The following is a 16,705-nucleotide window of genomic DNA, read 5'->3' on the forward strand; positions in this document are numbered from 1 at the left end:
TCCCGGCAGGGATATCAGGAAAATCGGGAAATTGACTGTCGCGGTTTCAGCTCACGCGATCAGGCAGGAACGGCGATATCCGGCGGGCGTGCGGAGTGACGCAGCTTGGAACGGCGCAGGGCCATGGGCAGATTGACGATGCGGTTCATACGCGGCCCCTGTTGCAGTGGGCGCGTACAGCAGGGACGTGCAACCTTTGCGGTTGTTGTGGTGACGTACTCATAACGCGTGTTTCCGTTGGCGGAAAGCGTCGGCGGCAGGGCAGGCCCGGCGACCGGTGTGCCCGGATAGTAAGGGGGAATTTGCGCGCGTGTAAATGGAAGATTCGTCGGTGGCGCGTTCCGGCGTTTGGGCTGCTTGACCGAGTTGCCTTTTTCGCGAGCAGGCTCGCTCCCACAGGAGAGTGCATTTCAACTGTGGGAGCGAGCCTGCTCGCGAATGGCAGCACCTCGATCCAGAGTCAACACGCCGAGCCCGCCGCTGCGCCATTCAGCGCAGCACGTAATCGTCCGGCTCTGGCGCGGGCGGCAATGGCGAGACGCCGAGTTCGTACAGCACATCGCGCTCCAGGGTGCGCACCAGCGCATCGGTCGGCAGATCGTTTTCATCGCGGCCGAACGGGTCTTCGAGTTCATCGGCAATCGCGTCGAAGCCGAAAAAGGTGTAGCTGACAATTGCCGTGAACAGCGGCGTCAACCAACCCAGCGATTGCGCCATGGCGAACGGCAGCAACAGGCAGAACAGGTAGATGGTGCGGTGCAGCAGCAGGGTGTAAGGGAAGGGCAGTGGCGTGTTCTTGATGCGGTCGCACACGGCCTGGGCCTGGCTCAGGCAGGTCAGGTGATTGGCCAGTAATTGATAACGCCATGGCGATAGCACACCGGCCGTTTCCAGCTCGGAACACTGGCGCCCGACCTGATGAATGATCTGGCCGCAGTGATCCGGCGCGGACCCATCGATCGGCGGGCTGACCCAGTCGGCACTGGCCTGCTCCTCACTGTCTCCACGCAACCGCGCATTCAGCGCGTGGGCGAAACCGCACAGGTTGCGCAACAGTTGCCCACGCAGGCGCGAGTCATCGATGCCTTGGGTTTCGCGCATCACCGCGCGCACCCGCAACAGCACCTCGCCCCAGGCCTTGCGGCCCTCGTACCAACGGTCGTAACAGGCGTTGTTGCGAAAGCTCAGGAAAATCGACAGCGACAGGCCGAGCAGGGTGAACGGTGTCGAATTGATCTGCGCGAAGTAGCTCGGCACCAGTAGTTCGATCAGCACAATCGCCGCCGCCAGCAGTGTCAGCATCAAGGTACGCACGGCGATGCGTTTGGCGATCGAGCCTCGGAGGGTGAACAGCACGGCGAACTGATTGGGTCTCGGTCTGACGATCATCTCGCGGTCCCGGTTGCGCGGCGAATCAGCCGCCGGTCATGTTCATGAAACGCACCACTTGCACGTCGTCGTTGACTTCGAAATTGTGTCGATACGGCTTGAGTTTCATCGCCTCGATGATCGCGTTTTCCAGACGTTCCGGGTGGCCCGGATGGGCACGCAATACCGCTTTGAGGTCCATCGAATGCTCGTTGCCCAGGCACAGCAGCAAGCGACCCTCGACGGTCAGGCGCACGCGGTTGCAGGTACCGCAGAAGTTGTGGCTGTGCGGCGAAATGAAGCCCAGGCGAATGTTCGGCGCCTCGGCCACGCGCCAGTAGCGCGACGGCCCTTGCGTCGATTCGGTCGAGTCGATCAGGGTAAAGCGTTCGGCAATGCGTTCGCGCACTTGCGCGCTGGAGTAGAAGGATTCGGCGCGGCTGTGTTCGGCGATCGCGCCCAGCGGCATCTCTTCGATGAAGGAAATATCCAGATCACGCTCGATGGCGAAACTGACCAGATCGTTGATCTCGTGATCGTTGCGGCCCTGCATCACCACGCAATTGAGCTTGGTACGGGTGAAACCGGCGGCACGCGCGGCATCGATGCCGTCGATGACCTGCGCCAGATCGCCAGTGCGGGTCAGCTCTTTGAAGCGCTGCGGATCGAGACTGTCGAGGCTGATGTTCAGGCGCTTGACCCCGGCGTCGAACAGCGGCTGGGCCAGTCGGCCCAATTGCGAGCCGTTGGTGGTCAGGCACAGTTCGCGCAGGCCGGGCAGGGCGGCGATCTGTTCGCAAAGTTGCACGACACCAGGCCGGATCAGCGGCTCGCCACCCGTGAGGCGGATCTTGCGCGTGCCGAGGGCGACGAAGCTTTGCGCCACCTGGAACAGCTCTTCGAGGGTGAGGATCTGCTGGCGCGGCAGGAACTGCATGTCCTCGGCCATGCAATAGACGCAGCGAAAATCGCAGCGGTCGGTGACCGACAGGCGCAGATAATCCACGCGGCGGTTGTGACCATCGATCAATTCACGCTGTGTCATGGGCTCGCCTCGTGGATGTGGAGCGCCGTCAGCGGGCGCAGATCGCGCAGGGTAGGCTGCACTCGCCATGCCGTCCAATCACTCTGGCTGACCGAGTGATTGACGGCGTCGATGATGCCTTACGGTGCGCCAAACATTGCCGTCCAGTAAATGCCGGCGTTGCTTTTCGGATCGGTCGCGTACGCGGCGCCCAGTTCCTGATATTGCGGATTCATCAGATTGGCGCAATGCCCGGGGCTGGCGAGCCAGCCGTCGACGACCTTGCCGACGGTGTCTTGCCCGGCGGCGATGTTCTCGCCGACCAGTTGCCCACTGTAACCGGACAGCTCGGCGCGGTCGCCTGGCGTGCGGCCGTCGCGGTCCTTGTGGTCGAGGTAATTGTTGTTGGCCATGTCGCGGCTGTGATCCTGAGCGACCGTGCCCAGCGTGGCGTTCCAGGCCAGCGGTGCTGCCGCTGCGAAGGACTGGCCGCCGCACTGGCGCGCCTGGCCGCGCGCGGTATTGAGTTGCGCCAGCAGCTTTTGCCCTTCGCTTTGTGCATCGCCGAGTTTCGCCGTCAGCAACGGCCGCGCGAGGACGATGCGCCAGTCGCGGTCGACACGGTTGACGCCAATATCGACAAACTGCGGATCGAGCACCACCTGACAGAAGCTTTCCTGAATCGCCTTCATTGCTGACGCCGCATCGCGCGGGCCGTTGAGGGTGATCGCCTGCACGTTGACCATCGGGTACTGGGCGCTGGTCATGGCCTGCTGCAGATCGACCGCGCCGCTGGCCGGCAGGCGCAGACGTGGATCGGCCGACAGCGGTGGCAACTCGTTCGATGCCTGCGTGCCGCAACGCTGCGGCTGGCTGCGATAGCTGTTGATCGACTCGATCAATTGCAGTTCATCGGCAGCCAGCGCCGAGGTGGCGAACACCACGCCCAGCGACAGTGCGGCACAACGCAAAACGGACGGCATGAAGCGCATGGAAATCTCCCTTGAGCTGAATGCGCCCATGATGCGCGAAAGGCCCCCGGTGAGTGAATGTGTTTTTCTTTGCGGCGGATTTTTTTCTGCGCTGGTGTGCCCGCGCATTTGCTCGCTACACTCTGCGAAGACCCCGCAAACCGGGCGTCTCACCGACGTAACATCTTGCCCCGGGCGGGCGCTGACGGAAGAACCGACATGGGATCGAAAGGCTTGGCGGGCGGTTTGTTGTGGATCTTTTTCACCGGCGCAGCATGGGCCGGGGCGCAGGCGCCGATCGAGGCCAAGGCCGAACAGAAAGCCGAGGTGCTGGAGGAGAAAGCGGCGGATAAAGTCAGCGCTGCTCCGGCGCCGAAATCCGAGGCCATCACCCCCACCGAAGCGCAAGCGGTGGATCCGGCCGGCGCCGCGCCGCTGGACGATCCGCTGACCTGTCTGGCGCGCAGTATCTATTGGGAAGCCAAGGGCAAGGACACCCCGGAAATGGAAGCCGTCGCCAGCGTGGTGATGAATCGCCTCGGCCACGACGGCTTTCCCGACACCGTGTGCGCGGTGGTCAAGCAGGGGTCGGAAAGCGGCAATTGCCAGTTTTCCTGGTGGTGCGATGGCAAGCCCGATCAGGTCAAGGAAGACGCCGAATACGCGCTGGCCAAGGAAATCGCCGGCAAGGCGTTGAACCGTCAGCTCAAGGACCGCACGCGCGGTGCCCTGTACTTTCATGATCGCGGCGTGCACCCGAGCTGGGCCAAGGCCTATCGCAACACCGCGCAGACCGGCAGGTTCCTGTTCTACAAACCCGCCGGCGGCGATGCGCGTTAACTGGCGTGGGTATTGAGAATGCTTGCCACCTGTTGCGGCTGGCAGTTCAGATACGGTGACTTTTGCAGCCAGCGCTGATCCGGATACCAGGAAAACATGAACTGTCCGTTCTTCAGGCGATCGATCACCTGTTTGGCGATCTGCGGCCGCACGGCGGGGCAACCCTGACTGCGGCCGATACGCCCCTGACGCTTGCTCCACAGCGGGTTCACGTAACTGGCGGCATGAATCACGATCGCGCGATCACGGGCCAGATCATTGAAACCGGGTTCCAGACCATCCATGCGCAGCGAATAGCCGTGAGTACCTTCGTAGCTTTCCTGAGTGCGGAACAGACCGAGGCTGGACTGATAACTGCCTTCGCGATTGGAAAACTGCGTGGCGAAGTTTTCCCCGGAGTTGGAACCGTGGGCAACCAGATCACGCAGCACCAGTTTCTTTTTGCTCAGGTCGAAGATCCACAGGCGGCGTTCGGTGGACGGTCGCGAATAATCGATGATCGCCAGATGCCGCGAGGGTTTCGCGCCGTTGTTGACCGCGCATTGCATGGCGTTCAATGCACCTTTGAGCGCCTGGGGATTGAGTTCCGGCGCGGCGTGGGCGAGGCTGTTGTAGAGAACCGGCGATGGCTTGCCGGCGGCAAATACTGGGCTGGTCACGGCGACAAGGGTCGCGGTGCTCAACAGAAGTCGGCGCAAAAACGTCAACATTTTATAAAGTGTCCTCAACTTGCTACATAAACGGCACTTTGGCTCCTGACTCCCAGTCAATACCCGCAGGCTCGCGGTTCGAGCCTGACTGTTCAGCGCACCTGATGTAAGGTTGACCGTCATCTGGACGGCCATGGATTGGAGTAAAGCAGTTGTTCAAAAAGTACGCATGCTACTTGAGCATTTGTTTGCTCGCTGCGCCGTTTGTCGCTTGCGCCGATGAGCCGCTGCCCCCGCTCGAAACCCTGCCGACGCCGGAAACGCAATTGCCGGTCGAGCCGCGCAGCCCGTTGCAGGCGGTTTTGATCAGCCTGGCGCAGTCGTGCCCGGCCATTGCTCCGCGCCTCAATGGCCCGGCGTTGAGCCAATTGCAGGCGTTTTATGAACAGCAGGACTGGATGCCGGTGTGGGCGAGTGAGTCGGCACGCTTGCCGGCATTGCGCGCGCAATTGCAGCTGTTGGCCGATGATGGGTTGAATCCGAATCGCTACGCCGTGGCTACAACGCCGCCGCAGGACGGCGAGTTGTGCGCCGACATCGACATCAGCCGCAACTACCTGCAGGCCTTGCAGGATCTGCATTACGGCCGTCTGTTGCAATCGCATTTCGAACCGCTGTGGCGTGTCGACGGCCCGCCGACCGACCGTCAGGCGCAATTGCTCAGCATTGCTGTGCCGGGCATGAACGATATTGCTGCGGCGTTCGACCTGGCGCGTCCGCATCTGCCGCAATATCAAAGCCTGCGTCAGCTGTACGCTGCGCAACGCTTGCAAGCCTTGCCGCAATGGCAGCCGGTCGGCAACGGCCCGTTGCTGCGTCCGGCGATGGCAGACCCGCGCGTGCCGGAATTGGCCCGACGCTTGTACAGCGAAGGTTATCTGGCACACGCACTGGTGACACCGGACAACGCCTATGATGACGTGCTGGTGGAGGCAGTGAAGCACTTTCAGGCCAGCCATTCGTTGCAGGCTGACGGCGTGGTCGGGCCGGGCACCATTGCCGAGCTGAACATCAGCCCGCTGACCCGTCGCGACCAGTTGCGGGTCAATCTCGAACGTTTCCGCTGGATTGCCCAGGACATGGAGCCCAGCGGGCTGGTGGTCAACGTGGCCGCCGCTGAGCTGACGCTGTATCAGGGCGGTCAACCGGTGTGGCAGACCCGCACTCAGGTCGGCCGCGCCGAACGCCAGACGCCGCTGCTCAAATCCCGCGTCACCCGTCTGACGCTGAACCCGACCTGGACCGTTCCGCCGACTATCTGGAAGGAAGACAAACTGCCGGAAATCCGCAAGGATCAGACGTTCCTCAGCCGTCAGAACCTGCAAGTGCTCGATGCCAACGGCCAGCCTTTGGCAGCGGCGGATATCGACTGGGACAACCCCGGCAATATCCTCCTGCGTCAGGACGCCGGCCCGCGCAATCCGCTGGGGCAAATGGTCATCCGTTTCCCCAATCCGTTCTCGGTCTACCTGCACGACACGCCGAGCAAGGCGCTGTTCGACAAAGGCCCACGGGCGTTCAGTTCCGGTTGTGTGCGCGTCGAGCACCCGCTGCAACTGCGCGATCTGCTGCTGTCCCCGGCGGAAAAAGCTCGCACCGAGACTTTGCTGGCGACCGGCACCACCCATGAATTTCGCCTGTCGGCGCCGGTGCCGATCCTGATGACCTACTGGACGGCGCAAGTCGACAGCAGCGGCCAGGTGCGTTATGCGCCAGACATCTACAGCCACGACAGCGCATTGCTGGCGGGGCTGGATCGGGCGCATTGAGTCCGGCACCAGCACGGCAGTCAAAGATCTGAGTTCGATGAGTGATTTCAGGTCGACGAATCCCGTACAAACACCTCGGTCAGTCCCCTCTCCCTCGGGAGAGGGCTAGGGTGAGGGGCCGATTTCAAGCCGAACCCATTACTCAAAATCTCACCGCCTCAGCTCCTCCACCAACCAAGGCAAAAGCTCCTCACACGAGCCTTCAATCTTCAAATCGAGCAGATCATCCGCCCGGGTGTTGCCCAGATTGATCGCCATCAACGGCTTGCCACGCTCGGCAATCACCCGACACAAGCGAAACGCCGAATACGCCATCAACGACGATCCCACCACCAGCAAGCCCGCCGCATTCTCGGCGGCGGCCAGCGCCCGCGCGGCTGTCGGTTGCGCCACGTTCTCGCCGAAAAACACCACATCCGGTTTCATCCGCTCACCTGCGCAATGCGGGCACTGCGGTACCTGAAAGCGCGCTTCAAATGCCGGGTCCAGCAAGGTGTCGCCATCCGGCGCCTGCACCGCATCAACACCACTCAGGTAGGGATTGTGTGCCTCCATCTGTTGCTGGATCGCATCGCGCTCGCTGCGCTGCCCGCAATCCAGGCACAGCACTCGGTGCAGGCTGCCGTGCAGTTCGATCACATCGTGGCTGCCGGCCTGATCGTGCAAGGTATCGACGTTCTGCGTGATCAAAGCGCTGATCCGGCCACGCTGCTGCAACGTCGCCAGCGCCTCATGCGCGGCATTCGGTCGGGCCTGACGCACGCGCGGCCAGCCGAGCATCGCTCGCGCCCAATAACGTCGGCGTGATTCCGGGGCGGCGAGAAACTCCTGATACATCATCGGCTGCCGCCCGCGACGCACGCCGTCACTGTCGCGATAGTCCGGAATGCCCGATGGCGTGCTGATGCCGGCGCCGGTCAATATCAGGAATTTATCGTCGGCCATGGCCTGCAACAGCGTATCGAGATGTTCGCGGATCGGGCTATCGAGCATGCTCAGCACTCCAGAATGGGCAGTGCCGGCAGGTTAGCACGCGATCCGCACGGGTTACTTGCGCGCCTCCAGAATCAGATTGAACGGCGTTTGCGTGGCGCGGCGGAACTGCTTGAACCCGGCCTCGACAAAGACTTTGCGCAGGCGCAATTCACCGGCCTGCGCACCAAGCCCGAGGCCGACTTCCTGGGACAGCGAATTGGGCGTGCAGATAAACGTCGAGGCGGCGTAGAACAGGCGCCCGACCGCGTTGAGATTGTCGTCCAGTTTGTCGTTGGCGAACGGTTCGACCAGCAACACCGTGCCGTCGTCTTTCAGCGACTCATAAGCGTGGCGGGCGGCGCCGACCGGGTCGCCCATGTCGTGCAGGCAGTCGAAAAAGCAGATCAGGTCGTAGTCGCCGCCGGGATAGTTTTTCGCCGTGCCCTCGAAGAATCTGGCGCGATTGCCCACGCCACCTTCTTCGGCCCGTTGCGTGGCGACGGTGACTGACGGCGCATGGAAGTCGAAGCCGACAAACTGCGATTTCGGAAACGCCTGGGCCATGATCACCGTCGAGGCGCCGTGGCCGCAGCCGATGTCGGCAACTTTGGCGCCGCGTTCCAGCTTCGCCACCACGCCGTCCAGGGCCGGAAGCCATTCGGCAATCAGGTGACCTTTGTAACCGGGGCGGAAGAAACGTTCGGTGCCGCTGAACATGCACGGATGGTGATCGCCCCACGACAAGGCGCCATTGCCGCGCATGGCCTTGACCAGTTTGTCCTTGTCATGGAAAAACGACGCCACCACGCCGAGACCGCCAGCGACATACACCGGCGAATCCTCCACGGCCAGCGCCAGTGCCTGTTCTTCAGGCAAGCGAAATTGACCGTCAACGTGTTCCATATAGCCCGATGCGGCATGGGCGCTGAGCCATTCGCGTACCAGGCGCGGATTGCAGGTGGTTTTCGCCGCAAGGGCTTCGGGGCTGATCGGTTGGCTGTCGGCCATTGCCCGGTACAGACCGAGTTCTTCGCCGACAATGACATTGGCCAGCATCGCCGCGCCGCCCATGTCGTTGACCAGTTTGCCCATGAATTCGTTGAGCTTCGCCTCATTCATCACGTGTGCTCCTGAAACAGGATCACCGTCCGGCGGCGTTGAATGTCGAGGCAGGCGCCACCGGCGGTGGTCACGGATAGGGGCAGGGCACAGCAGACGTCCTGCGGCCCCCTCGACTGGGTAATGAATGAGTCTAGTCGGTGTTTTTCTCAGCGTGGCAGCGGCAACTTCAGTTCCGCGCACAACCCGCCACCTTCACGATTGCTCAACATAAGCGAGCCACCGAGCGCCAACGCCAATTGCTGGGCGATCGCCAACCCGAGCCCGGTGCCGCCGGTATCACGATTGCGCGAGTTTTCCACGCGGTAGAACGGTTCCAGTACATGCGCCAACTCGGCCTCGGCGATGCCCGGGCCGCGATCGAGGACTTTCACCGACAGGCTGTTGCCCTGCGCTTCGACCTGCAATTGCGCGGCGCCGGCGAATTTCAGGGCGTTGTCGGTCAGGTTCACCAGCACCCGGCGCAGGGCCTGCGGGCGGGTTTCGATTACCGCTTTGCTTTTGCCGCCGAGCTGCACGTCCTTGCCCATGTCCTGATAGTCGAAGACCAGGCTGTCGAGGAACGAGTCGAGATCAGTACGCCGGCTTTCTTCGGTGGCGCCGTGAACGCTGCGAGCGTAAGCCACGCCTTCGCGCACCAGATGTTCGATCTCGCCCAGGTCGCTGCTCAGTTTGTCTTTCTCGACCGAGTCGTCCATGAATTCTGCGCGCAGTTTCATCCGGGTGATCGGCGTTTGCAGGTCGTGGGAAATCGCCGCGAGCAGTTGCATGCGTTCTTTCAGGTAGGCGGCGATGCGCGTCTGCATGGCGTTGAACGCCCGTGCCGCGTGGACGACTTCGGTCGGCCCTTGCTCGTCGAGTTTGATCGGGTGAGCGTTGGGGTCGAGGGTTTCCACGGCGTTGGCGAGGCGAGTGAGGGGACGGATGGCGATGCGCACGGCGAGCCAGGTGCAGAGGATCAGCAACGCCAGTTGGCCCAACAGCACCACCGGCAACCACGGTGACAACGGCACCATCGCCGGACGGATATCGATGGTCACCGGGCTGCCGTCGCTCAGGCGCAAGTGGCCCTGGAAATGTTGTCTCGGACCGCCGGGAACTTCGGTAAACACGATGGGATAAGTGTCGCCGATGGCCGCCGTAATCGAGGCAATCGCGACGGACTTTTCAGCCGAGGTCACCGGCATGCCCGGTTCGCCCTCATTGAGCAGGTAGCCGTAATTGCGCCGGGCCAGACGCGGCAGCCAGGCCTCGCGTTCGGCGGCGGGCAGGCGATCGAGGATCGCCATCGACGTCGAGACGTCGGTTTCGAGGTTGCCGAGCATGGTGCTTTTCGCGCTCTGGTAGCGCTCGTAGTACTGCGCGCCGAACGACAGGCCCTGCGCCAGAATCAGCCCGATCAGAAAGATCAGCGACAGGCGCGAGGCGAGGGTGCGCGGCCATTGCAGCTTGAGTTTCATGCCGACGCCCCGAGCAGTTCGACCGGCAGCGAAAACACATAACCTTCACTGCGCACGGTCTTGATATAGGCCGGCTCGCGAGCATCGTCCAGCAGGCGTTGACGCAGGCGACTGACCAGCAGATCGATCGAGCGATCGAACAGATCGGCCTCGCGGCCCTGGGTCAGGTTGAGCAGTTGATCGCGGCTGAGCACCCGTTGCGGATGGTCGAGGAACACCCGCAGCAGGCGGTATTCGGCACCGCTGAGGGCAACCATGGTGCCGTCGCTGTCGAGCAGGTGGCGGGCCGAGGTGTCCAGCTGCCAGCGACCGAACGCCAGCAGGCGTCCGGCTTCGGTGACCACCAGATTCGGCGGCAACATGCGTGTGCGGCGCAACACGGCGTTGATCCGCGCCAGCAGCTCGCGGGCGGCGAAAGGTTTGCTCAGGTAATCGTCGGCGCCCATTTCCAGACCGATGATGCGATCGGTCTCATCGTTGCGCGCGGTGAGCATCAGCACTGGCGTCGCCTTGTGTTTGCCCACACGCAATTCGCGGCACAGCTGCAGGCCATCGTCGCCGGGCATCATGATGTCGAGCACGATCAGGTCGACGGTGTTGGCATCAAGGAAGCTGCGCATCTGCCGGCCATCGGCGACCACTGTTGTGCGCAGGCCGTTCTTCTTCAGGTAGTTGCCTACCAGTTCACGGATCTCGCGGTCGTCGTCGACGATGAGAATGTGATCGACATGTTCCATCGGTTCAAGCCTCTGTCAAAGGGGGAATGCCGTGCAGTCTATAGCGCCGTAGACCGCACGCCTGCCTGCCTTTGTATTGCAGTGTATCTGCCGCAGCGGCGGATACACACCGACGCAAAATCACGATTTTTTCGGGGTTTTGTATCGCTCTGTATCTACACGCTGCATGGATACACAACGAGTGATTCTCGTCCTTTCCTGACACAGACGCGATACCTCGAAGGCCTCAAATAGGCTCCATCGAGGCACACACAGACCGCCTCGGCTCAAACCCACTGAAGCCTTGAGGACTACACCATGAACAACAAATCCGTATTCGCCGCCTGCCTGTTCGCCGCTCTGAACATCTGCACCCTGTCGGCTCACGCCGAAGCTGACGTCAGCCGGCAAACCTACACCTACGGCACCCATCTGGATATCCAGAAAGTGCTGTCGATGACCGAAGACACCTCGGTGACCTGCGGCATCACCGAGGCGCGCATGACCTACCTCGATTCCGCCGGCAAAACCCGCGAGCTGGATTACAGCAAATTCGCTGACGGCTGCAACAACCAGAACTGAGTCATCCCTACTTTTTCTGCAAGGAGTTTTGCCATGAACAACGTCTCGCGCTTTCTGACCGCAGCAGCCTTCGCCTTCACCGGTGCCGCCGCCCACGCCAACAGTGCTGTGGAGCAGAGCAGTTGCGCCAGCAGCACCTGCTTCCAGCTGACCACCGTGGCGAAGGAGGGCAGCGATGCCTTGATCGCCGCTGACGGCTCCAGCCGCACACCGCAGGGGCAGATGGTTGCCGCTGACGGTTCCAGCCGCACACCGCAGGGGCAGATGGTCGCCGCTGACGGCTCCAGCCGCACGCCGCAGGGGCAGATGGTTGCCGCTGACGGTTCCAGCCGCACACCGCAAGGCCAGATGGTCGCCGCTGATGGTTCCAGCCGTACACCGCAAGGCCAACTGGTCGCGGAAAACGGTGCCAGTCGTACGCCTCAAGGGCAGTTGCTCGACGGCCAGATTGCATGAGCCACGGTGTAAATAAAGCGAGCTAGCGAGGGGACGTTTCCCTCGCTGCCCGGTTGTGTGCCCAGCCCCATTCCAAGGTGACCCCTTATGTACCTCATCGCATTTCTCGGCGGTCTGCTGACCGTTCTCAGTCCGTGCATCCTGCCGGTGGTGCCGTTTCTGTTCGCTGGCGCCAACCGTACCCGCTCCTCGATCCTCCTGACTCTCGCCGGCATGGCGCTGACCTTTGCGCTGATCTCCAGCCTTGCCGTGGTCAGCAGCGAGTGGGTGATTCAGGCCAGCAACACCGGCCGCCACGTCGCCTTGCTGGTCATGGCGCTGTTCGCCCTGTCGCTGATCTCGGCCCGCGTCGGTGACTGGCTGACCAGGCCGTTTGTCGCGCTCGGCAATCGTCTCGATCAGGACACGCGTAAACGTGCCGGACCGATGGGCTCGATCATGCTCGGTGTCGCCACCGGCCTGTTGTGGGCGCCCTGTGCCGGGCCGATCCTTGGGGTGATTCTGACCGGCGCAATGTTGCAAGGCGCCAATGCCCAGACCAGCCTGTTGCTGCTGGCTTACGGCGTCGGCAGTGCCTTGTCGCTGGGCACGTTGATCTTCGCCGGGCGCGGTCTGGTCAATCGGCTGAAACCGTCGATCCCGTTCAGCGGCTGGTTGCGTCGCGGTGCCGGGGTTGCGGTACTTGCTACGGTCGCGGTGATCTCGACGGGCGCCGACAAAACCCTGCTCGCCAATACGTCTTCGGAGGGCGTGGCCAGCGTCGAGAAAAACGTCCTGGAAAACGTGCCGAAAGTGGTCGACTACTTCGTCAGCAAGGTCCGCGCCGATTCGATGATGGACGAGGCCCGGGGCGCGATGCCGTCGCTGTCGGGCGCTGTGCAGTGGCTCAATTCACCAGAGCTCAGTGCCGAATCCCTGCGCGGCAAAGTGGTGCTGGTGGACTTCTGGACCTACGACTGCATCAACTGTCAGCACACCCTGCCGTACGTCAAAGACTGGGCGAAGAAATACGAGAAGGACGGCCTGGTGGTGATCGGCGTGCATACGCCTGAATACGGCTACGAGCGCATCATCAACAACGTCAAGGATCAGGTGAAAAAACTCGGTATCACCTACCCGGTAGCGATCGACAACGACTACGCGATCTGGCGCAACTTCGACAATCAATACTGGCCGGCGCATTACCTGATCGACGCCAAGGGCCAGATGCGTTACAGCCACTTCGGTGAAGGTCGCTATGCCGAGCAGGAGCAGATGATCAAGCAGTTGCTGGAGGAGGCGAAAGCTCCGGCAGCCTGATCAACAAAACCAATGGCTCACAGGTCGCGGACCATGAGCCATTGTTGTTTTTCCCACGCCTGGAAACCCTCCAATAGCTGCCAGCCGCGTTTACGGTAGTAGTCGTGTTTGTCTTGCGTGTGCAAGTACAAGCGCGACACCCCACGCTGCTTTGCTGCCTCGCAAATCCCTTCAATCAGCTGCTCCGCCAACCCTTGCCCGCGCGCCTCGGGGTCAACGAATACGCAGGCGAGCCATGGGCCGAGATCGTCGCGTTCAGTCAAATCGTTGCGGGCCAGTGCGGCACCACCGAGCAGGCGTTCACCGTCCATGGCAATCAGGCACGACCATTCACCATTGCTTTGGCCCTCGGCAAATTCGCGCTGCCATTGAGCCAGGGGCTGGTCGGCGTATTCGTAGTGGAATTGTTGGTGAATCCACGCCGCGTAGCGATCGCTGTGTTGCATGTGCGCGGCGAGCCAGTCGAGGTGCAGTGACATCGGTCGAGTCCTTTGCTTGGGCGAGCCCGCATCAGAAACCAATCCCGCAACGCTGACAATGCGCAAGGTGTATCAGGCGCTTGACAAATCTTCACCACTCATCGGCAAAGTGCCCGGTTTACGGGGTTGCCGGACGATTGACAGGGACGCCGGGCAGCCTCGGCGCGATAGTGAGCAAGCACGGTCCGCGTCGCAGCCTGTGCATTCTCTCTGCCACGGAGCTCGCTGTCATGAGTACCCCGATTGATCTCACTGCCCTGAAGGAACGTCAGAAAGTCGCTTGGGCCAGTGGCGACTACGCCGTGATCGGCACGACTTTGCAGATCGTCGGTGAAAGCCTCGCCGAGGCCTGCGATCTGCGCTGTGATGAACAGGTGCTGGATGTCGCCGCCGGTAACGGCAACGCCACCCTGGCAGCGGCGCGGCGCGGTTGTGTGGTGACCTCCACCGATTACGTCGCGGCACTGCTGGAGCGTGGTCAGGATCGCGCCCGGGCCGAACATCTGGAGGTGATTTTTCAGGTGGCCGATGCCGAGGCTTTACCTTTTCCCGATGAAAGCTACGACGCCGTGTTGTCGACGTTCGGCGTGATGTTCGCGCCTGACCAGGTCAGCGCCGCTAATGAGCTGGGGCGGGTCTGTCGGCGGGGCGGGCGGATCGGTATGGCGAACTGGACGCCGGAGGGCTTCGTCGGGCAGATGTTCAAGATTCTCGGCCAGCATCTGCCACCGCCCGCGGTTGCTCAGCCGCCATCGAACTGGGGCTCGGATGCGTGGCTGCACAAGCATTTCGATGACCGCGATTTTGTCGTACGCGTGACCCGCAGCCACTTCAATTTCCGCTACCGCTCGGCGGCGCATTTCATTGACATCTTTCGCCACTGGTACGGGCCGGTGCACAAGGCTTTTGCAGTGTTGTCGGCGGAAGCGGGGCAGGCGTTGGAGGATGATCTGACGGAGCTGCTCAATCGCTCGAATCGCGCGGGGGAGGCATCGCTGGTGGTGCCGAGTGAGTATCTGGAGGTGGTGATTACCAAGCGCTAGTCCACATCGGATCTCCTGATCGATGAAGATCTCTGTGGGAGCGAGCCTGCTCGCGAAAGCGGTGTGCCAGCCAACCTTGATGTTGATGGAACCACCGCATTCGCGAGCAGGCTCGCTCCCACAGGGGATGTGCTTATTTCAAATGGCTGCGATCAAACCACTCCAGCGCCGTGCGCCAGATGCAGATCCCCAGGAAATAAGCCGACATCAGCAACCACAAGCCCATCACCAGCGGGTTGATCACCGGGTGATTGAGCACCAGTGACAGGCTGCACAACAGCCAGATCGCCGTCACCGCGATATTGATTGGCATGAAACGCCGCACGCGGAACGGGTGCAGGAATTTCATCCGCGTCACCGTCAGCAATGCCAGCGCGATCACGGTGAGAAAGGTGATCCACGGCCCCGGGCCGATGATGTACAAACACAACGCAACCACGTTCCAGGCCGCCGGGAAGCCAACAAAATAGTTGTCCTTGCTCTTCATGTTGACGTTGCAGAAACAGAACAGCGACGACACCAGAATCACCGACACCGTCAGCAACAGGGTGTAATCGGGCAGGGGAATGTAGCGGTAGATAAACAGTGCCGGGATGAATACATAAGTCAGGTAATCGATGACCAGATCAAGGATCGAACCGTCGAAACTCGGCAGCACCGATTGCACATTGACCTTGCGCGCCAGTGCGCCATCGAGGCCGTCGACGATCAGCGCCACGCCCAGCCACATCAGGCAATGAATCGGCTGGTTTTCCAGCAGAGCGAGGGTGGCGAGGAAGGCGGTGACCACGCCAGTCGCGGTAAAACCATGGGCGCCCCATGCTTTGAGCCTGGCGATGTGTACGGTGGATATCACGGGGGCGTTCTCCAGAAAGTGAAGCAAGCCGGGTATCGCCCATTATCAGAAAGGGCGTCGGCAAACCGGGTCGGGTTGCAGCTATCGACCGGTTTCGCCGGGATAAGGTTCACCACCCATGAATCTTAGCTGGCTCGCGGAAAATTTCTCGGGTGCGATTTCATCGGTTACCCGGCGTCAGCCCAACGGTGCTGGCGCTATGGCTGCGTCGGTCTATCGTTGCCTGACGCAATCAGGCCGGGGCCTCGGAGGATAACGTCATGAACACCAGCGATTTGCTTGAACAACTGCTGCGAGGCCAGGCCTCGGCGGGACAACAACGCGGGGCTTCGGCCAGTGACGGTTTGGGCGGATTGCTCGGTGGCCTGTTGGGCGGCGGCAGTCAGACCGGAACGGGTGGCGCGGCTGTTTCGGGTGGCCTCGGCGGCCTGGGTGGTTTGCTCGGTGGCTTGCTCGGCGGTGGCGGCTTGGGAAGCGCCCTCGGTGGCAGCAGCCGAAGCCGTTCCGGGGGCACCAATTACGCCGCACTCGCTTCGCTGGGCATGATGGCCTACCAGGCGTACCAGGCCTGGCAACGCAGCCAGGCCAGCACCGCGCCGCAAGATCTGCCACAAACCGCCGACCTGCTCGCCGGCCCGCAAATCGAAACCCACAGCCACGCGGTACTGCGCGCCCTGATCGCCGCCGCCAAGGCTGACGGCCGCATCGATGAAGCGGAAAAACACCTCATCAGCAGCGAAATCGGCAAACACACCGCCGACCCGCAGTTGCAACAATGGCTCGACGCCGAAGTCGCCAAGCCGCTGGATGCCCGCGAAGTGGCGCAATCCGCTGACGGCGACCCGGCCGTAGCCGCCGAAATGTACCTGGCCAGCGTCATGCTGGTGGACGACCAACATGACGCCGAACGCAGCTATCTCGATGAGCTGGCCGCAGCCTTGAACATCGATCCCGACTTGCAGGTGCATCTGGAACAGCAGGCGAAAGGGCAAGCCTGACACGCTGTAAAAATCCCTGACACTGCCAGCCCCGGCTATT

The 16,705-nt window shown here is 62.0% G+C and carries 17 protein-coding genes; 7 read left to right on the plus strand and 10 right to left on the minus strand.

The features are described from left to right. Positions 1 to 489: 489 nt before the first annotated feature. From AC0IXA_RS05200 to AC0IXA_RS05210, 3 genes are all read right to left on the minus strand, one after another. Entirely contained in the window at positions 490 to 1,389 is a 900-nt protein-coding gene (locus tag AC0IXA_RS05200; RefSeq protein ID WP_137214866.1) for a bestrophin family protein, read from the minus strand. Between the two features lie 25 nt (positions 1,390 to 1,414). Continuing rightward, positions 1,415 to 2,413: a GTP 3',8-cyclase MoaA gene (gene moaA / locus AC0IXA_RS05205; RefSeq protein WP_016775169.1), complete on the minus strand. Its 999-nt coding sequence runs from the start codon at positions 2,411 to 2,413 to the stop codon at positions 1,415 to 1,417. 119 nt (positions 2,414 to 2,532) lie between these two features. Continuing rightward, positions 2,533 to 3,384 (minus strand): CAP domain-containing protein, encoded by an 852-nt coding sequence (locus AC0IXA_RS05210; protein WP_471812051.1) that lies wholly within the window; start codon positions 3,382 to 3,384, stop codon positions 2,533 to 2,535. A 198-nt stretch (positions 3,385 to 3,582) separates the two neighbouring features. Here AC0IXA_RS05210 and AC0IXA_RS05215 point away from each other — a divergent pair, with 198 nt between their 5' ends. Then, positions 3,583 to 4,203 (plus strand): cell wall hydrolase, encoded by a 621-nt coding sequence (locus AC0IXA_RS05215; protein ID WP_281893643.1) that lies wholly within the window; start codon positions 3,583 to 3,585, stop codon positions 4,201 to 4,203. On the opposite strand, the gene AC0IXA_RS05220 is transcribed toward AC0IXA_RS05215, so the two are convergent. Then, the gene (locus AC0IXA_RS05220; protein WP_136493681.1) at positions 4,200 to 4,913 is read right to left on the minus strand and encodes a murein L,D-transpeptidase catalytic domain family protein; all 714 of its coding nucleotides are present in this window, start codon (positions 4,911 to 4,913) and stop codon (positions 4,200 to 4,202) included. The two genes, AC0IXA_RS05215 and AC0IXA_RS05220, sit on opposite strands and share 4 nt — an antisense overlap. Before the next feature lie 152 nt (positions 4,914 to 5,065). Between AC0IXA_RS05220 and AC0IXA_RS05225 the strand changes: the two genes are divergently transcribed. After that, on the plus strand, positions 5,066 to 6,682 hold the full coding sequence (locus AC0IXA_RS05225) for a L,D-transpeptidase family protein (RefSeq protein ID WP_471812053.1): 1,617 nt from the start codon (positions 5,066 to 5,068) through the stop codon (positions 6,680 to 6,682). A gap of 150 nt (positions 6,683 to 6,832) precedes the next feature. Here AC0IXA_RS05225 and AC0IXA_RS05230 read toward each other — a convergent pair whose 3' ends face one another. The 4 genes from AC0IXA_RS05230 to AC0IXA_RS05245 form a co-directional block, all read right to left on the minus strand. Next, positions 6,833 to 7,675, minus strand: a complete 843-nt coding sequence (locus AC0IXA_RS05230; RefSeq protein ID WP_471812055.1) for an NAD-dependent protein deacetylase — start codon at positions 7,673 to 7,675, stop codon at positions 6,833 to 6,835. Between the two features lie 54 nt (positions 7,676 to 7,729). Then, on the minus strand, positions 7,730 to 8,776 hold the full coding sequence (locus AC0IXA_RS05235; RefSeq protein ID WP_125918733.1) for a class I SAM-dependent methyltransferase: 1,047 nt from the start codon (positions 8,774 to 8,776) through the stop codon (positions 7,730 to 7,732). A 149-nt stretch (positions 8,777 to 8,925) separates the two neighbouring features. Further along, complete coding sequence (locus tag AC0IXA_RS05240; RefSeq protein ID WP_471812057.1) at positions 8,926 to 10,236, minus strand: ATP-binding protein; 1,311 nt, start codon at positions 10,234 to 10,236, stop codon at positions 8,926 to 8,928. Next, positions 10,233 to 10,973, minus strand: coding sequence for a response regulator (locus AC0IXA_RS05245; protein WP_024013314.1), 741 nt, complete (start codon positions 10,971 to 10,973; stop codon positions 10,233 to 10,235). The genes AC0IXA_RS05240 and AC0IXA_RS05245 overlap by 4 nt, the downstream gene beginning before the upstream one ends. Before the next feature lie 297 nt (positions 10,974 to 11,270). Between AC0IXA_RS05245 and AC0IXA_RS05250 the strand changes: the two genes are divergently transcribed. From AC0IXA_RS05250 to AC0IXA_RS05260, 3 genes are all read left to right on the plus strand, one after another. After that, the gene (locus tag AC0IXA_RS05250) at positions 11,271 to 11,534 is read left to right on the plus strand and encodes a DUF2790 domain-containing protein (RefSeq protein ID WP_016775158.1); all 264 of its coding nucleotides are present in this window, start codon (positions 11,271 to 11,273) and stop codon (positions 11,532 to 11,534) included. 33 nt (positions 11,535 to 11,567) lie between these two features. Next, positions 11,568 to 11,990 (plus strand): hypothetical protein, encoded by a 423-nt coding sequence (locus AC0IXA_RS05255; protein ID WP_122751049.1) that lies wholly within the window; start codon positions 11,568 to 11,570, stop codon positions 11,988 to 11,990. An 87-nt stretch (positions 11,991 to 12,077) separates the two neighbouring features. Further along, entirely contained in the window at positions 12,078 to 13,289 is a 1,212-nt protein-coding gene (locus AC0IXA_RS05260; protein ID WP_122700636.1) for a cytochrome c biogenesis protein DipZ, read from the plus strand. Positions 13,290 to 13,306: 17 nt separating this feature from the next. Here AC0IXA_RS05260 and AC0IXA_RS05265 read toward each other — a convergent pair whose 3' ends face one another. Beyond that, positions 13,307 to 13,768, minus strand: coding sequence for a GNAT family N-acetyltransferase (locus AC0IXA_RS05265; RefSeq protein ID WP_341637224.1), 462 nt, complete (start codon positions 13,766 to 13,768; stop codon positions 13,307 to 13,309). Positions 13,769 to 13,998: 230 nt separating this feature from the next. On the opposite strand from AC0IXA_RS05265, the gene AC0IXA_RS05270 reads away from it, so the two are divergent. Then, positions 13,999 to 14,811, plus strand: coding sequence for a class I SAM-dependent methyltransferase (locus AC0IXA_RS05270; RefSeq protein WP_024013311.1), 813 nt, complete (start codon positions 13,999 to 14,001; stop codon positions 14,809 to 14,811). 133 nt (positions 14,812 to 14,944) lie between these two features. On the opposite strand, the gene pcsA is transcribed toward AC0IXA_RS05270, so the two are convergent. After that, a complete protein-coding gene (gene pcsA / locus AC0IXA_RS05275; RefSeq protein WP_323164383.1) occupies positions 14,945 to 15,667 on the minus strand; it encodes a phosphatidylcholine synthase in 723 nt (240 codons plus the stop codon). A 260-nt stretch (positions 15,668 to 15,927) separates the two neighbouring features. Between pcsA and AC0IXA_RS05280 the strand changes: the two genes are divergently transcribed. Then, positions 15,928 to 16,665, plus strand: coding sequence for a tellurite resistance TerB family protein (locus tag AC0IXA_RS05280; RefSeq protein WP_341637225.1), 738 nt, complete (start codon positions 15,928 to 15,930; stop codon positions 16,663 to 16,665). The last annotated feature ends 40 nt before the right edge of the window (positions 16,666 to 16,705 follow it).

Source organism: Pseudomonas sp. AC083 (assembly GCF_979253165.1).

Coding starts and splice junctions, on each gene's coding strand:
- AC0IXA_RS05200 (WP_137214866.1), bottom strand. CDS start 1,389: ATGATCGTCAGACCGAGACCCAATCAGTTCGCCGTGCTGTTCACCCTC.
- moaA (WP_016775169.1), bottom strand. CDS start 2,413: ATGACACAGCGTGAATTGATCGATGGTCACAACCGCCGCGTGGATTAT.
- AC0IXA_RS05210 (WP_471812051.1), bottom strand. CDS start 3,384: ATGCGCTTCATGCCGTCCGTTTTGCGTTGTGCCGCACTGTCGCTGGGC.
- AC0IXA_RS05215 (WP_281893643.1), top strand. CDS start 3,583: ATGGGATCGAAAGGCTTGGCGGGCGGTTTGTTGTGGATCTTTTTCACC.
- AC0IXA_RS05220 (WP_136493681.1), bottom strand. CDS start 4,913: ATGTTGACGTTTTTGCGCCGACTTCTGTTGAGCACCGCGACCCTTGTC.
- AC0IXA_RS05230 (WP_471812055.1), bottom strand. CDS start 7,675: ATGCTCGATAGCCCGATCCGCGAACATCTCGATACGCTGTTGCAGGCC.
- AC0IXA_RS05235 (WP_125918733.1), bottom strand. CDS start 8,776: ATGAATGAGGCGAAGCTCAACGAATTCATGGGCAAACTGGTCAACGAC.
- AC0IXA_RS05240 (WP_471812057.1), bottom strand. CDS start 10,236: ATGAAACTCAAGCTGCAATGGCCGCGCACCCTCGCCTCGCGCCTGTCG.
- AC0IXA_RS05245 (WP_024013314.1), bottom strand. CDS start 10,973: ATGGAACATGTCGATCACATTCTCATCGTCGACGACGACCGCGAGATC.
- AC0IXA_RS05250 (WP_016775158.1), top strand. CDS start 11,271: ATGAACAACAAATCCGTATTCGCCGCCTGCCTGTTCGCCGCTCTGAAC.
- AC0IXA_RS05255 (WP_122751049.1), top strand. CDS start 11,568: ATGAACAACGTCTCGCGCTTTCTGACCGCAGCAGCCTTCGCCTTCACC.
- AC0IXA_RS05260 (WP_122700636.1), top strand. CDS start 12,078: ATGTACCTCATCGCATTTCTCGGCGGTCTGCTGACCGTTCTCAGTCCG.
- AC0IXA_RS05265 (WP_341637224.1), bottom strand. CDS start 13,768: ATGTCACTGCACCTCGACTGGCTCGCCGCGCACATGCAACACAGCGAT.
- AC0IXA_RS05270 (WP_024013311.1), top strand. CDS start 13,999: ATGAGTACCCCGATTGATCTCACTGCCCTGAAGGAACGTCAGAAAGTC.
- AC0IXA_RS05280 (WP_341637225.1), top strand. CDS start 15,928: ATGAACACCAGCGATTTGCTTGAACAACTGCTGCGAGGCCAGGCCTCG.